General features: G+C 62.3%; 12 protein-coding genes. 3 read left to right on the top strand and 9 right to left on the bottom strand.

Annotated elements, in window-relative coordinates:
* Positions 1 to 27: 27 nt before the first annotated feature.
* Positions 28 to 1,146: a 3-isopropylmalate dehydrogenase gene (locus CJ177_RS12490; protein ID WP_095867856.1), complete on the bottom strand. Its 1,119-nt coding sequence runs from the start codon at positions 1,144 to 1,146 to the stop codon at positions 28 to 30.
* A gap of 487 nt (positions 1,147 to 1,633) precedes the next feature.
* On the opposite strand from CJ177_RS12490, the gene CJ177_RS12485 reads away from it, so the two are divergent.
* Positions 1,634 to 2,401 (top strand): FadR/GntR family transcriptional regulator, encoded by a 768-nt coding sequence (locus CJ177_RS12485; RefSeq protein ID WP_218835107.1) that lies wholly within the window; start codon positions 1,634 to 1,636, stop codon positions 2,399 to 2,401.
* Between the two features lie 156 nt (positions 2,402 to 2,557).
* Positions 2,558 to 3,121 carry a hypothetical protein gene (locus tag CJ177_RS12480; RefSeq protein WP_061697067.1) on the top strand — a complete coding sequence of 188 codons (564 nt, stop codon included), beginning with the start codon at positions 2,558 to 2,560 and terminating at the stop codon, positions 3,119 to 3,121.
* Positions 3,122 to 3,316: 195 nt separating this feature from the next.
* Here CJ177_RS12480 and CJ177_RS12475 read toward each other — a convergent pair whose 3' ends face one another.
* Together CJ177_RS12475 and CJ177_RS12470 are read right to left on the bottom strand one after the other, a co-directional pair.
* Positions 3,317 to 6,595 (bottom strand): protein kinase, encoded by a 3,279-nt coding sequence (locus CJ177_RS12475; protein WP_095867854.1) that lies wholly within the window; start codon positions 6,593 to 6,595, stop codon positions 3,317 to 3,319.
* Between the two features lie 108 nt (positions 6,596 to 6,703).
* Positions 6,704 to 7,174 carry a MarR family winged helix-turn-helix transcriptional regulator gene (locus tag CJ177_RS12470; RefSeq protein WP_306453391.1) on the bottom strand — a complete coding sequence of 157 codons (471 nt, stop codon included), beginning with the start codon at positions 7,172 to 7,174 and terminating at the stop codon, positions 6,704 to 6,706.
* 159 nt (positions 7,175 to 7,333) lie between these two features.
* On the opposite strand from CJ177_RS12470, the gene CJ177_RS12465 reads away from it, so the two are divergent.
* Entirely contained in the window at positions 7,334 to 8,776 is a 1,443-nt protein-coding gene (locus CJ177_RS12465; RefSeq protein WP_061697069.1) for an MFS transporter, read from the top strand.
* 750 nt (positions 8,777 to 9,526) lie between these two features.
* Here the strand turns inward: CJ177_RS12465 and CJ177_RS12455 are convergent.
* From CJ177_RS12455 to CJ177_RS12425, 6 genes are all read right to left on the bottom strand, one after another.
* Positions 9,527 to 10,729 carry an NAD(P)/FAD-dependent oxidoreductase gene (locus tag CJ177_RS12455; RefSeq protein ID WP_095867853.1) on the bottom strand — a complete coding sequence of 401 codons (1,203 nt, stop codon included), beginning with the start codon at positions 10,727 to 10,729 and terminating at the stop codon, positions 9,527 to 9,529.
* Between the two features lie 832 nt (positions 10,730 to 11,561).
* Positions 11,562 to 12,029, bottom strand: a complete 468-nt coding sequence (locus CJ177_RS12445; RefSeq protein ID WP_095867851.1) for a hypothetical protein — start codon at positions 12,027 to 12,029, stop codon at positions 11,562 to 11,564.
* A 298-nt stretch (positions 12,030 to 12,327) separates the two neighbouring features.
* On the bottom strand, positions 12,328 to 12,741 hold the full coding sequence (locus CJ177_RS12440; RefSeq protein WP_061045988.1) for a nuclear transport factor 2 family protein: 414 nt from the start codon (positions 12,739 to 12,741) through the stop codon (positions 12,328 to 12,330).
* Between the two features lie 11 nt (positions 12,742 to 12,752).
* A complete protein-coding gene (locus CJ177_RS12435; protein ID WP_061040522.1) occupies positions 12,753 to 13,697 on the bottom strand; it encodes a cyclase family protein in 945 nt (314 codons plus the stop codon).
* A gap of 13 nt (positions 13,698 to 13,710) precedes the next feature.
* Positions 13,711 to 14,637, bottom strand: coding sequence for an SDR family NAD(P)-dependent oxidoreductase (locus CJ177_RS12430; protein WP_095867850.1), 927 nt, complete (start codon positions 14,635 to 14,637; stop codon positions 13,711 to 13,713).
* A 29-nt stretch (positions 14,638 to 14,666) separates the two neighbouring features.
* Entirely contained in the window at positions 14,667 to 16,280 is a 1,614-nt protein-coding gene (locus CJ177_RS12425) for an NAD(P)/FAD-dependent oxidoreductase (RefSeq protein WP_095868215.1), read from the bottom strand.
* Between the last annotated feature and the right edge of the window lie 8 nt (positions 16,281 to 16,288).

The raw sequence follows: 16,288 nt of genomic DNA, 5'->3' as shown, positions 1-16,288 counted from the left end.
CCGGTTGGGCGGGCGTGGAAGGTGCGTTCAGATCGCCGCCATCGCGGTCATGATCGAGCCTTCCCGCCTACCGTGTTCTTCGACCGAGCCCGTCACGATCCGGTCGACGATCCGGTCGCCGATCTCTTCCGTACTCGCGCCCATTCCGGGGCCCGCCAATGCCGACAGTTCGCCGAGCACCGAAGCTGTGGCGGTTTCCAGAGCCAGCGCAGCCATCCCCTGCCCGAACGATGCAAGACATAGGGCGGCAGAGAGCACGGCGGCAGCTGGATTCGCCCAACCGCGCCCCGCAATATCTGGAGCCGACCCGTGGACAGGCTCGAACATGCTGGGCGCCCGACCGTCCAGATTCAGATTGGCACTCGCGGCTACGCCCAGCCCTCCCTGGATGGTCGCGCCTAGATCCGAGATGATGTCGCCGAAAAGATTGTCGGTCACGATAACGTCGAACCGCTCCGGAGCCATTGGCATGTGCTGGCACATTGCGTCGGCGTGAACGTAATCGACCTCGACCTCGGGGTAGCGAGATGAGTGCTCGTCGACAATGTTCTGCCACAGTTCACCCGCGTGCACAAGAATATTCTTCTTGTGGCACAGGGTAAGTTTCCGGCGACGTTGCTGCGCGAGTCGGAAAGAATAGTCCACTACGTCCGCGATGGCCCGGGCTGTGTTGACCGATTCCTGGAGCGCCACGGCATTCTGCGTACCCTCATGGACAGTTGAACCACCGCCGACATACAAACCCTCGGTGTTTTCGCGGACGACAACGAAGTCGCACCGCTCGGGATCGAGGTCCCGGATCGGCGTGTGGACACCGGGATAGAGACGCACTGGCCGAAGGTTCACCTTCTGCCGGAAGGCTCGACGAATGCGCAGAATCACGCCGCGCTCGAGGATCCCCGGCGCGACTCCAGGATCACCCATGGCGCCGAACAGTATGGCGTCGTGGGCTTGTAGACGGCCGATGATTTCGTCGTCGATCAAGCGCCCAGTATCGAGATAGTTTTGCGCACCCAGCGCGTAGTCGGTTGTTTCGAGACCGAACCCGAATCGAGCGGCGGCAGCTTTCATCGCCGAGAGTGCTTGCTGGTTAACCTCCGGCCCGATTCCGTCCCCGTCGATGACGGCCAGGTCGTACGTAGTCAATGTGGAATGCCCCTTTCGGCAAAGAGAATGAAAATTGCGGCAGTTCGACCTCGGCGTGAGAATCTCCTGTTGGCGTTCAGCCGTGACTTGGCGTTGTCGACCACGATCCGCCCGGTGCGAGCCTCACACGAGGCATCAATGGTTGACGTCGGTCCGCTCCTCTCCGAAAGCACCGTCTGCGCGACTTCGATCCACTGCTGCCGCTCGCCGTTCAGCCCCCGAGGCAGCGTTCGAGGCTTCTCGTGGATCCAAGAACAGATCATGGCTCAACTACGACATCACGTCAATGCTATTCAACTACCCAGCGGGATGAATACCCTTATGAATGCGTGTGATTGCCGACGACTGCTTCCGAGGCAGAATCCGCCGTGGTGTGACCGGGGCCCCGGGAAGATGCCAGTCCCTCTCCACCGGCCTTACCACTGGACGAACGCGAGTGCAGAATGATTGGATACGAACGGGTCAGGGACGGCGTGAGGAGTTGCAAGTGGCGGCCAGGTCCGAGTCGGCACAGCCGGCGCGTGTCTATCAGCAGATTGCAGACGCGATCGAGAACGCGATCTTGTCTGGCGAGTTGAACCCCGGCGATCACCTTCCCAGCGAGCGGGAACTCGTCGAACGATATGGCGTCAGCCGTCCGACAATTCGGGAGGCGCTGCGGGTCCTCGAAAGCAATCACCTTGTGAAGTCGCGACTTGGAGACCGACGTGGGCCCATCGTACTGTCTGCAAGCTCGCACCTTCTACAGAAGTCACTTACCCGCCTCACTGCAGGCGAGGTTGTCGGGTTGGCCTCGCTGCTGCAGTTTCGCATGATCATCGAGAGCGCTGCTGTTCTCCTGGCCGCCAGCAATCGTAGTGAATCGGACTTGGTAGAACTCGAACGTGCAAATGCCCGGATGCGCGCCGGCATCGATCTCGGATACGCAGAGTTCAGTGCCGCTGACCTCGACTTCCACCGAACGGTTGCGCGCACCTGCAGCAATCCCCTGCTGGAGTTCTCCGGCGAGGCGGTCCGTGAATCAGTCCTCCGCCTCACACAACAACGGATCACTGACTCCGGCGACAGTCGAGCACAAATGCTGCTGTCTGTTCGCCACCACGAGGACCTCCTCGAAGCTATCAGGAACAAGAACGGCCCTCTCGCCTCATGGCTCTTGCGTGACGGCTTATATTGGTATTACGTCGATTACGTAGATCCCGCAGACCTTCCAAGCCTCCGCGGCCTCGCCGACGAGGTACGCCCACGTGAGTAAACGGATCGTCCGGGTCAGCCCGACATATACGGGCTTCACCGGAGTTCGCGCCAACTGTCCTTCGGTACTGATCGACACTCGACTGAGAGATAGGTCGCCTCTATGGACGCTTGATCCCGCCGAAAATATCGACCCACCTACGACTCGGAGCTGACAATGACCGCCTCCGCGAATCTTGAATTCCGCACATCGAATTCGCTCCCAGAAGAGCAATCGACGACCGACGCCGTGACCTTCTCCATCGAGTGCATCGATTCGCGCGGTCTTGTGCGCCAACTAGGTGGACTCTTCCACCGCCACGGTGTCGAACTGATCGCCTTGTCTTCGTGGTGCTCGTTGCGAGCTGACCGCCATGGAATAACGGTATCGGCCGCCCTTCCGCCTGGGGTACAGACGGAATTGCTGGTGAAGAAGATGAATCGCTTCGTCGATGTTGTGAAGATCCGCCTCGATACCAGGGAAGATGATGTTTACCGGGATGTCTCCTCACTGGAGGTAGTTGCGACCGGGCCATTCGTCGAGAAGGTGGCACTGGTGGGCTATCAATTCGGCGCCGGCGTGGTGGATCATAGCCCACACAGGATCATCCTGCGTCTCAACGACACCCGCGATATTGTCGGCGCGTTTCACGACCGCCTTCGGCAACTCGGCCGAATCCGGTCCCGCGGGGACATCAGAGTGTCTCCCATGCACCCCAGTGGCAGTTTGAGTTTCGACTGAAGCAATAGCTCCTTCTTGCGTTGTTGCCCGGTCCTTCTTACCGGCGTTCAAGGCATTGCTCGGTTGCTTGCCATCGTTGAATCGCTGCTCCCAGCGATCCGACGGGTCGTGGAGGAGCGTGATGCAGCAGTCGTTGTCGTGGAACAACACGGTTGTCCCGCACCAGGTTGCACGATAGTGCGGCAGCGGCGAGGGCTACGGTCGACGACCACTGTCAGGCGCACTGTGGGCTTGCTCGACGACCCATGCCGCGACCTGAGCCCTCGATGTGAAGCCAAGTTTCGCCAGGATGTGCTCCACATGTCCTTGGACAGTTCGATCCGACAGCACCAGTTTCGCCGCAATCGCCCTGTTCGTCATGCCTTCTGCGACTAGGTCCGCGACCTGACGCTCTCGCTTGGTCAGACGTACTGTGGGACTGACGGGTTCAGCGCCGGAGGGAGCTTGTTCACCGAGCGCGAATGCTGCAGCCGCGTCGAAATCCATGAGACGCCCTTGGCGGTGGGCAGATTCGAATGCCCTCTGTCCTAGTGCCGAGCGAGCGATTCTCTCACATTCGTCGTGGTAGGTCATCAGGTCGGGAAACTGGACGGCGCCACCGACCGACCGCCCCAGTTCTTCTGCAGCTCCAAGAAGCACTGCTGCACGTTGCGTATCTCGGACCTCCGCAGAGATCCAGGCGATGGACTCGAGACATGATATGGCAATTCGGACAAACCGTGCGGGCCACGTCAACTGCAACGATTGTTCGAGTAGTTCCCTTCCACGACTGGGGTTTCCCTCCTGCCACACGGCAAGGCCCATTCCCCACAAAGAAAACGATCTACACAAGGTTTCGCCGTACTGTTCGGTGAGTTCCAGGACTTGTTCATGGCATTCGATCGCCCGTACCATGTCCTCACGTAACTCGTGTGCCATCCCCAGCATGCCTAGTGGGCCGACGCGGTAGATGGGTTCTCTCCGGGCGTCGGGCTCCGCTACCGCTTTCTCGAGGTACGCGCAGGCTTGGGTGAGATCACCGCGGAGCAGGGCTAGGAGCCCGTCGACATGTGCGATGAAGGCGTGTAGTCCAGGGTCGTTGATGGATGCTGCAAGTGTGTGCCCCCTCTGTACCGTCATCTCGCTCGTCTGACTGCCGGTTTGCGCCGCATCGAAGAAGGCACCGCCGAACAGCGCCTTTACGAGCTCGACGGTGGGTGGGCCTGCGTATGCGGCCAGGAGTCTGTCGAGCCAACTTCTACCCTCGCTGTAGTATCCCTGGGAACTCCACAAGCCGAATAGCGCGCCCGCGATGCGGAGCCCGGCAGCCGGATCATTGGACACACAGAACTTCAGGGTTTCTCGAATGTTCGGTAGTTCCAGCCCCGTGCGTTCAATCCAGTCGAGCTGTCGTGCACTCATCCAATTGGACGCTGCTTCGAGAACCAGCGATTCGTACCACTCCAGATGCCGACGGTGAGCGGTGTCGTCGTCGATCAGTGCGAGGATCTCGCGGCCGTACTCCCGCACTGTCTCGAGCATTCTAAACCTCACCTCGGCACCGGATTCCTCTCTGAGGAGGATCGACTTCTCCACCAGTGAGGTCACCGCGTCAAGCAACTCGTCCGGAGGGATACCCGGACCACCGACGTGCGCCGCCGCGTCGAGCCCGAAACTCCCTGCAAAGACCGATAACCGCGTCCAGAGGTGCTGTTCCTGTTCCTCGCACAGGTCGAAACTCCAGTCGAAGCACAGTCGAAGAGTCTGTTGTCGCGTAGGGGCGCCGCGTGTTCCGCGCGTCAGCAGCGCATAGCGGTCGGACAGGCGCTGGAGGATTTGTTCGGGCGACAGTGCGCGCAAGCGGGCCGCTGCCAACTCGATCGCCAGCGGCAGACCGTCGAGCCGATGACAGATCTTCGCCACTGCATCTTTGTTGTCCTCGGTGAGTTCGAAATCGGGAACCGCCGTGGCAGCGCGTTCAGCGAACAGCGTCACCGCGTCGTACCTCGGCAATCCTTTCAAGGCCGGCTGACGGTCAGTGGATGGGACTGTCAGTGGTGCTACTCGCAGTACGGCCTCTCCGGGTATACCGAGAGACTCCCGGCTCGTGCTGAGAATCTTCAGCGAAGGACAGACCTGCATCAGCGTCGCGGACAGCTCGGCTACACCGCCGACGACCTGTTCACAGTTGTCGAAGACGAGCAAGAGGTTCCGCGTCTCGAGGAACTCTTCGAGTACCTCACCTAACGGCCTCGCGGAGATATAGCACAGCCCCAATGCGCCGGCCACCGTGTCGATCAGCAAGGATTCGTCATGAAGTTCGCCGAACTCGACCAGCCATACACCGTGCTCGAACTCCCGTTGCATGCTTGCTGCGATTCGCAATGCCAGTCGCGTCTTGCCGACGCCACCGGGTCCGGTCAGCGTCACCAAAGGTGAAGACGTCAACATCTTCTTCGCTTCGGTCAACTCCCGGCGACGTCCCACGAAACTCGTCAATTCGAGAGGCAGATTTCCCGCTATGCGCGGGCGGCGATCGTGCGATCGGCGTCCCCCGATTGCAGGCGGGGGGCCACGGTGTTGTTCTTCGCTACCAGCATGCAGGGCCATGTCGTCGACAGTGAATCCATGGTGATGTTGCAGTCGTTGCAGGTCTTCACCGAAGCTTGCGGCGGTGGCATGGCGCTGGCCCGGTGCTCGAGCCATGGCGCGTGCGACCGATTCGGCAACATCGTCGGGGATCCCCTGTTCGCGCAGGTCGGGCACAGGTTCCGTGGTAATCCTCAGGAACTGCGCTACAACCTGTTCTCCGCTCTGTCGTTCGAACGCGGCGTGCCCGGTGACTGCGCTGAAGACGGTGGCGCCAATGCCGTAGATGTCAGTGGCCGGTGTCGGTGGATCGCCGGCCAATACCTCGGGCGCGGTGTACGCCGGCGTGCCTGTGACTGTTCCGGTTGCGGTCTCGAATCCGCCCGCCACATGCGCGATACCGAAATCGGTCAGCACTGGCTCACCGTAGTCGTCGAGCAGGATGTTCGCGGGTTTGATATCGCGATGAAGTACTCCGAGCCGATGCGCAGTCTCGACTGCTCCTGCCACCCTGATCCCCAAACGTAAGGCTTCCGGCAGCGACAGCGGCCCACCTCGGCGAAGTCGCTGGTCGAGAGAGTCCTGCGGGTAGTACTGCATCACAATGTATGGAAGGCCGGTCCCGGTCTCGCCGACCTGCAAGATGTTGACGATGTTCGGATGCCCGGTGAGTCGGCCCATCGCGCGTTGTTCGCGAAAGAACCGCGCTCGGTTCTCCTCGTCGAGATCTACGGTGAGCACCTTGACGGCAACAGTGCGGTCGAGGGCACTTTGCGTACAGCGATAAACCACGCCGAATCCGCCTCGACCGATCTCATGTGCCGCATCGAACCCCGCACCCTGCAGCTCTGCAACGACGTCGGGTGACCCGTATCGCTGGGTGCCCAGTGGATCCCCGTCACGCATCGGATCACTTACCCGCGCCGTCGAACATCGGTGAACGTGACGACCTAACGAGATACGACATACAAAACCTCTCGACACCTACCCTTCAGGGTATCGCTCGAGCGCTGGTCAGGAGTGCCGTTCCTTGCGGTCTCCTCGGTCGGAAGAACCCGAGGGGAGAACCGGGCGGGGCCACGGGTGCCCGGTAAGGCGCTCGATGTCGGTATTGAATCGCTCGAGCCAACGGGCGAACTCGGCGACCTCGCCGGGATCCCAATCAACCAGTACGCGTTCCAGGCCCGCAATGGCCCACTCGCGGTCGGCCTCGAGATGGCTGCTGCCTTTCTCTGTGATCCGAAACTTGCGAGCGATCCCGCCCTCCGGATCAGGGATGCGCTCGACGAAATCGGCCTTGAGGAGTGCGGCGGTCTGCCGGTTGAGCGTCGAAGTGTCCAACGCGAATGCCTCGCTGAGCTGGCTGATGGACATCGGCCCCTGCACGCTCAGACGGCTGAGCACCGTGTATGCACTGCGGTCCAATCGCTCGGGAGTATCGCGCCTCGCCGGACCAAGAAAGTGGAGGTGTCGGCCGAGCAGCATCGTCTCGAACTCGATCAGGTGTGTGGGCTTGTGCATGTGTCTCTTCCGTCACTTCAACCAGCGGCCGTATGGCACATCAATGTGCACTATGCATATTCTATGCGCAATACACATTGTATGCATAGGGCACCTCGCCCGATTCGAGAGTGGAGTCTGATAATGAGCAATGCGGTGACAGCCGAGGCCCGCTCGGCACCACCCGGCGTACGGCCAGGCGCCCTGGTCGCCGTTCTGGCCTTCACCGGCATTACGTCCGCTTTGACCCAAACCCTGGTCGTTCCGCTCATCGCAGACCTTCCGTCGATCCTGAACACGACCTCGGCGAACGCATCATGGGTGATTACTGCGACGCTGCTGGCAGCCGCTGTCGCCACCCCGGTTACCGGACGGCTCGGCGACATGTACGGGAAGCGACGGATGCTGCTGCTCTGCACCCTGCCGCTCATTCTGGGTTCAGTGGTGTGCGCGCTGTCCTCGTCGCTGGTGCCGATGATCGCCGGCCGCGCGATTCAGGGTCTGGGCGCCGGCCTGATCCCCCTGGGAATCAGTGCAATGAAGGATCTACTTCCGCCGGAGCGCCTGAACTCCTCGATTGCGCTGATGAGCGCTTCGTTGGGAATCGGAGGCCTCCTCGGCCTCCCACTCGCCGCCATTGTCGCTCAGAACGCGAACTGGCGAGTGCTGTTCTGGGTCGTCGCCGTGCTTGGCGTCGTGATCTTCGGTCTGTTATGGCGAGTCGTTCCCGCGATCCCCATTTACGGCAATTCCGGCCGATTCGACGTTGTTGGTGCAATCGGCTTGGGTACGGCGCTGGTATGCCTGCTGCTCGCCGTATCCAAGGGCGGTACCTGGGGATGGACGAGCACGATGACACTCGACCTGTTCGCCGCCGCGGTCATCGTGCTGCTCCTCTGGGGATGGTGGGAACTGCGACGGCCCGACCCGCTCGTAGACCTACGGGTAACTGCACGCCGGCCGGTGCTTCTGACCAATGCGGCCTCGATCGTGGTGGGATTCGCGATGTACGCCCAGTCACTGATCGTGCCGCAGCTCCTTCAGCTGCCCGCTCAAACCGGCTACGGACTCGGGCAGTCGATGCTCGCCATGGGTCTATGGATGGCGCCCGCGGGACTGGTGATGATGGCGGTATCCCCGATCGGCGGCAAGCTCTCCTCCGCCCGCGGGCCGAAGATCACTCTGTTCATCGGCTGCCTCATCATTGCCGTCGGCTACGGCTCTTCGATGCTACTCATGGGGTCGACATGGGGGCTGGTGATCGTAACGTGCATCGGTACAGCAGGAGTCGGCTTCGCGTACGGCGCGATGCCCGCGCTGATCATGAGCGCAGTACCACAGTCCGAGACGGCCTCGGCCAACAGCGTCAATACCTTGATGCGTTCGGTCGGAACATCGGTGGCCGCAGCCGTTGTCGGTCTGGTCCTGTCTCAGATGAGCATGCAGTTCGGTGAACACAGTGTGCCCTCGGAGGCCGGATTCCGTACGGGCATGCTCATCGGCTGTGGCGTTGCGCTCGTCGCAGCCGCGATCACACTGGCGATTCCCGCCCCTCAACGCAACCACTCTCCGATGGCCGAGGCCTGAGGGACACGACGGACGGCACCAGTCGGGCTGCCCGCCGCCGAGGGCGGCCCGACCGGTGGCGTGAATACACAGATCGAGAGCCGTGGAAGCACTTCCACTCTGGGGACTTCTCACTTCCGCGAGCAGCACCGAATACCAAGTGCTGAAACCCGAGCGAACTCGAACGCAGCAGTCATCCCACAGTCGACGAACAGATCTGCAACACAATCCTTCGCAGGCAGCAGAAGTCGAGTGGCGTGGCCGATGGTGAACCGTATGAAGACATCATCACCCAAGGGTTCGAGGGGTCATCGACGTATTGATCCTTCTCTGGCACAGCGTAATCAACGCACTCTGAGTTTCGGGATCAATCCTGGGTCCGGCCCCCTGCAGAAGTATGGTCAGCACTCGCCGGTAGAAGGTGGCCACAGAGATCCCGAAGTCCGGGAAAATGTACTCGTCACCGCCGAACGGGCCCCAGCGAATCGCAAAATCAACCATCTCGGCGGCACGCGTGGTCCCAGGTGTGGGCCCCTGCCGTTTCCCATTCCCAGTTCGAGACGACAGCTGGAGGCCTGCAGTACGTGCGCTGCCCGGTGCCGAGGTGTCCATGAGATTCCCCAAGGTTGTGAGTTCGGATACGACAATCGAGATGGTGGGCTGACGATTGAGGAAGCGAGGCGACCGTCGAGTGGGCGTTCCAGGCGTCCGTTTCTCTCGGAAGCTCGAGGAGCAGCCGCCCGACTCGATCGCGAGTTTCTGTCCTGATGTTCAGCGACTCGGGCCGGACGCACCTACAGCGTCGAGTGAATCGAGAATCTCCTGCCGGTGGAGACGGACTTGCTTGGGCATGTTCCACCCGAGGACACCGGTGACCCTGCCATTGCTGCGATAGCGGGCGACGAATCGACGGCTCGAGACCTCACCGTCGACGATGTCGACCTCTGCGTCGATAGGCAGAGACCCGTAGACCTGGAGCTTGACGTCGAACTGGTCGGTCCAGAAATAGGGCACCGGCACGTACGGCTGATCTGCACCAAGGATTGTGAACGCAACGGCGGCAGCTTGTTCGGTGGCATTGGTTCGGTTCTCGAGCCGGACCAATTTGCCGAGGTGCTCGTGATGCCACCGGGCGACGTCGCCGACCGCGTAGATGCCTTCGGCGGCCCGGCAGCGCGAATCGCACACCACCCCGTCGTCCAGGGTCAGTCCGCTCTCGTGGAGCCAATCTGTCGCGGGGACAGCACCGATCGCGACGACCACCACATCGGCGGGCAGCACCTCCCCGGTACCGAGTTGCACCCCGCTCACGCGTCCGTTGTCGGCAGTCAGGCTGGTGACCGTGGTTCCGAGGCGCAGCTCTACCCCACGTTCGGTGTGTAGCTCCGCCAGTAGACCCGAGACGAAGGGGCCGACCTGCAACGCCATCGGCGCCGGCTGCGGTCCGGTCATGGTCACGTCCAGTCCAAGCGCACGGCCAGTGGCTGCAATTTCGGCGCCGAGGACGCCTTCCCCGACCACTACCAGCCGCGACCCGGCAAGCATGTCGGACCGCAGAGCCAGGGCATCTTCGAGAGTGCGCAGAACGTGCACCCCGGATAGTCCGTTGTGCTCGGGCAGCACCCGTGCACGCACGCCGGTGGCAATCACGACGGCGTCTGCCTCGAGCCGACGTCCGGACTGCGTGAGGACAGTCCGGGCACGTGGGTCGAGGGCAACTGCTCGGTCGCCGAGGATGAAATCGGCGGTCAGCTCCGAGAGGGCCTCCGCGGTCCGCAGTGCAGACCGTTCAGGCGCCCATACCCCCGACAGGACTTGCTTGGACAGCGGCGGTCGGTCGTACGGGGTGTGCAACTCGTCACCGACAACGGAGATGTCACCCGTGAATCCCTGGCGACGTAGGGTCTCTGCCGTGCACAACCCGGAGGCCGATGCGCCGACCACCAACACCCGTTCGGGTGTTGTGGCGGTCATGCCATGCCTCCGACCGCCGCAGACGACAGGCACTGTTGTGGCAAAGTTCGAATCTCCCTCGAGGAAGCCCCTAAGGGCAGCGCCGTATGACAGGCACCCGCTTCTTTCCTGCGTTCGTCAAGCCTCATGTGCAACTCCCGCTTCCACTTTGGTGTGCAGCGCATCAGTTGAGTAATTTAGACTAATCGGTCAGTACAATCAATGATGGCGAAATCATCCGTTACGCGGAGTGCCGTGTGCTAGCCTACATAAGATGTACCGATCGGTCGAATTATCGACTGATCGCGTGAGACCCGCTCGGCAAGAGGTCTCCTCACAACGGCCCCGACGCCGAAATGGACGGTGGGATAGGAATGATCGTGGACACACGGACATGCCGGAGACCCCTGCCGACCTCCCCTGAAGCAATCTTTCCCGGCTTCAGAAGACTGTCCGATTCATTGCCGCAGACCTAGGAGGTCTTCCCAATGCGCTTGCTCATCATGGACGCTGCGATTGCGTGCGCCACCCTGATCGCGCCTCGCCGAACAGCCGTGTCAATAGAACGAATCCTCACGGATATCGCGGTCGCACGAGCCAATGCAAGGTGGTTGGCTATGGTCGCGAGCACACCGGAAGAGACATTCGCCAGCCATTCTTCTTTTCAAAGCGAACCGGCCGAGCCAAGGTCCGCGACCCGCTAGGCCGGCATCCCACTGAGCCATAGCCCGACCTCCGCCGATTCCCACAAGGGAATCGGCTTGGCCCCAGAAGAGCTCTCGCCCTCAGCAGCACTCCCCCGCCGGTCGCGCGGTGCCGGCAAAGATGTTGGACCACCGCACATCACGAACCGTCAGGGCGCAACTTCACTGACGATCAGCTCTGCGAACTCGTCAGCGATGAGTTCTTCGGTAGGGTTCGGTGCCAGCGGTATCAGAACGACCCCGTCTGCGATCCCCACCGCACAGATGTCCTGCATCAGGACGCTCAACCCCTGGACGGTACCTATGTATCTCATGGGGCGGCGACGCCGGTCGCAGGCATGCAAATCCGTGGGGGGAATTTGTCCGGCATCTTCGAGGCGGGCAAGCGCGCGACGCGCCTCGCGGGCTGTCGTGTCGATGAGCACCTCGATCTCGAGCAGTAGAGGGCTGGCCTCCCGGTCCTCGATCGGAATCGAGCTGGATTGCCGTTTCGCGTCACCGAGGTCGGCTGCTGTCAGCCGAGTGTTGGATGGGCTCACGCCTTTGCTCGGGTCCCAGACAATCTGAACTTCGTCTCGGTGCGTCATGTACACCACTGGCTCGGTCTTCATCTGCATGGCACCCATCTCGATTGCGGATCTGTCGGAAAGGCTTGACGTCGCGCGGCCCTTCAGTCGGCTAGGAGTTGATTGTGTGGTGGCAGCGATATGCGGACGCGGCTCACACAAGGGACACCCCGTTGAGCGCACACATCGCCAGCCCGACTCCCGCAACAATCGTTCTCGCACAGAGTATCTGCGCTCCAGCATGACCTGTCATCCGAACGGTGTGCACTCCGTACGAACGAGCACAGCCGCCGGGTGGCCCCGGCGAGAGCATCCCCGCCGGGGGCACCTGATGTGCGGTACATCCCAGTCAGGGCCGGAAACCGATGTACTCGTCGGACCGGCGGCGGAGAAGCCAGTGTTCTCCGGACACCTCGAACTGATCGTGGTAGCGCGCGACGATCGCCACCGACCACCCGACACCGTCATTCTTGAGCATCACGACGTCACTCGTTGCCTTCGCCTCACGGTCGTTCCATTCGGTGAGGACCGTGTTGGTGACCACGTGGCGCTGCGGTTTTGCGGGATCCGGGCGCCAGCCCGGTTGTGAGAACGCCGCCCGGATGGCATCGGCGCCCTCGAGCGTCGGGAATCCGGGTATCTCGACCACCCCGTCCGGCCAGTACAACGCGACCATGTCGTCGACCCGGCCGTCGTCCTGTGCCTGGGCATGCGCGGCGATCGTCGCCTGAATCCCCGAGTGCACCTGTGCGTATGTGCTCATCGGCCGGCCGCCTACTTGAGCACGATCGGGGTGACGGGGGATCCGGCGGAGTTGGTGACCTTCAGCCCCGGAGCACAGAACAGGAACTCCCACACCCCATCCGCCTCACAGTCCACCGCCAACTCCTCGAGATTGAACATCTCACCGAGCGTCAGACCCATGTCACGGATGACGACCTGATGGAACGGAATCGTGGCACCAGGAACCGGACTGGGCCACACCTCACCCGAATGATTGTCGATCGCCAACGCCGCCACCTCCCGGTCGTAGAGCCACTGACAGGTATCCAGACACGGACCCGGAGCGTTACCCAGGAAATGCTCACGGTCACCCTCGAGGAACCACCGGTAGGATCCGGTCCGCAACAACACCACATCACCGGACTCCACCCGCACCCCCTGACGCTGCTCCGCCGCCAACAGATCCGCCTCGGTGATCTCATACGAGTCCGCGAGCCGATCCACACCCTTGAGCCCGGCAATGTCGAGCAGAACCCCCCGCGAGATCAACCGATCGACCGCCCTGTGGAACGAATTACGAGACGCACCCACAAAGTTGTTGACCGCCCCCGCAGGCACATCGTTGTAGAACTTCCCGCCATACCCCACATGAGCGAGCCCATCCCACTGCGTCGCCGACTGCAGCCCGGTGATGATCATGTCGTCCGCCGAGATCAACCCATCCGCGGTCTTCGCCGTATCCGACGGCAGCAACGTCATGACGTGAATCGGATTGGTCCGCAACCCCCCACCCTTGAACGGGCCGTCCTTGTCGAACGGCATCCCCAGATCGAACGCCTTCCCGGTCCGCACCAACTGCGCCGCGGAAACCCGTTTCTCGGGGGTGACGAAGTTCAGCGTGCCGATCTCGTCGTCGTCGCCCCACCGCCCCCAGTTGTTCAGCTTCCGACCGAGTTCATGATGCGGCCAAACCTTGTCACCGCTGCCATCGCTCATGGTGTCGTCCTCCTCATCGGTGTGCCATGTAGTGCGTCACGCAATCCATCAGACTGCCGGGAATGTAGAAATCGGACCGATCCGTGATCCGCGCCATTCCGTCGACGACGTCCGAGATGGTCACGCTGTGCGGATCGGGATGCAGGTACCCCTCCGTCACCCCCACGAACAGGTGCGCGAACCGCCCGGCCCCCGCAAGGTAGGTCTGCCCGCTGACCTCACACGCCTCGTGCGCGAGGTAACCCACCATCGGGGCGACGAGCGCAGGGTCCATGTCCGACTTCGGCTCGTCCCGCCCCTTGCGCATCTGGTCCATGCCGTCCGACGGGGCGCCACCCATCCGCGTCATCGCATTCGGTGCGATCACGTTGATCTTGATGTCGTGCTCCCCGGCCGAGAGGGTCATGCTGTTCGCCATCCCGATCACCGCCGCCTTGGCGGTGGCATACCCGAGGTTGTCCGGCAGCCCGAACATCCCGATCGAGGTGGTGATGACGATGCGCCCGTAGTTCTGCTCGAGCATGTGCGGCCACGCCGCGTGGGAGGTGTGGAAGGCGCCCCTGACGTGGACGGCCAGGTGACTGTCGATGTTGTCCGCATCCACCCCGGGCAGACCCCCGAACCGGACATTGCCCGCATTGTTCACGACAACATCGATCCGCCCGAAATTCTCCAATGCCGTGTCGATGGCCTGCTTGCCACCCGCGACGGTCGAGATGTCGCTGACGTCGGCGACCGCGATGCCGCCGGCGTCGACGATCTCCCGGACCACGGTCTCCGCCGGACTGCCATCGGCACCGGACCCGTCGATCGTGCCCCCGAGGTCGTTCACCACGACCTTCGCGCCCAGCCCGCCGAGTAGGTGCGCATAGGCCCGCCCGATCCCGCGACCGGCACCGGTCACGACCGCAACCCGGCCGTCGAACCTGTACTTCTCCATCGCCAATACCTTCTGTGTTGGTTGCCGATTCACGACAGGAACCGCGCGTACTTCGAATCCAGAACCTCGCTCATCGCCTCACGCAGCTTCGGCCGGCCACCCGGGTTGAGCAGAAAGCTGCGGGGCTTACCCGCAATGTTGGTGCCGTAGAAATAACTGGCCTCCCCGAACGACGAATGCACGGCGAGTTCCTCGACCATCTGGTTCCACTTCTGTTCCAGATCGGCGGGCACCTCCATCACCGTGTGCCCCCGCTCGCGCATGTACTCGAGCGCATCGGCAACGAAGTTCACCTGATCCTCCGCATACCGGGGATTGTTCCCGGCCGCACCGTGCGGCCCACCCGGGAAGAAAAAGTTCGGGAACTCCCGGCACATGGTGCCGGCGAACGTGCGCGGACCACCCGCCCAGTAGTCCTCCAACGCCAGACCACCACGCCCACGAATACCCATCCTCGTCAGCGCCCCGGTGCCGAAGTCGAACCCGGACGCCCACACGATGATGTCGAACTCCCGCGGCCCGTCCGCGGTGTCGATCCCGGTCTCCGTCACCCGAAGGATCGGAGTCTCCGACAGGTCGACCAGCGAGACCTTCGGGTTGTTGTAGGCCTCGAAGTAATCCGTCGTGAACGGCGGCCGCTTCGCCGCCCAGCCGTGGTCGCGGGGGATCAGTTTCTCCGCAGTTTCGGGATCGGTGACGATGCCCCGGATCTTCTCCGCCATGAACCGGCACCAGTCCTCGTTGGCGGCGGAGTCGGTCATCGTGTCGGCATAGTTGCTGATCACCTTCGAAAAACCCGGGCTGGTCCACATCTTCTCGTAACGCGCCCACCGCTGCTGCTTGCCGTCCTCGAACGCCTTGCGGGTATCACGCTGATGCAGGAACCCACTGACCGACGCGTTCAGAATCTCGCGCATCTGCTCGAAGTCGGCCCGCAGCTGCGCATACTGCTCCGCCGAGATCGGCTCGTTCGACAACGGCGTGCACCAGTTCGGGGTCCGCTGATACACCGTCAACGACTCCACCTCGTCGGCGATGACCGGAATGACCTGCACACCACTGGCCCCGGTCCCGATCACCGCGACCCGCTTACCGGTGAAATCGACCGGCTCGTCCGGCCACAACCCGGTGTGATGCGCAATCCCCCGGAAGCTCTCCCGGCCCGGCACCCCCGGGAACGCCGGGACCGACAACACACCCGTCGCGGCGACGAGGAACCGCGCCCGCACCACCGTCCCGTCACTGGCGCGCACCAGCCAAGTGGCCGTGCCCTCCTCGAAAACAGCGGAGGTGACCCGGGCACCGAACCGGATGTGCCGACGCAGATCCAATGCGTCGACCACATAATTGAAGTACCGCTCGTTCTCCGGCTGACCGGCGAACCGCTCGGTCCACTCCCACCCCTCGAACAACTCCTTCGAGAACAGGTATCCGTAGGTGTAACTCTCCGAATCCAGCCGCGCACCCGGGTACCGGTTCCAATACCACACTCCACCGACCCCGTCACCGGCCTCCAACGCCAGCGTCGAAAAACCCGCCTCACGGGCCCGGTACAACTGATGGATCCCGGTCACCCCCGCACCGACCACCAACACATCCACGGTCACCACATCACCGGAGGTGACAGCATCGAACGCACTCATCAACATTG

Source organism: Rhodococcus sp. ACPA1 (assembly GCF_002300195.1).
Classification (GTDB): domain Bacteria; phylum Actinomycetota; class Actinomycetes; order Mycobacteriales; family Mycobacteriaceae; genus Rhodococcus_F; species Rhodococcus_F opacus.
This window is presented reverse-complemented; position numbering and strand designations above follow the sequence as displayed.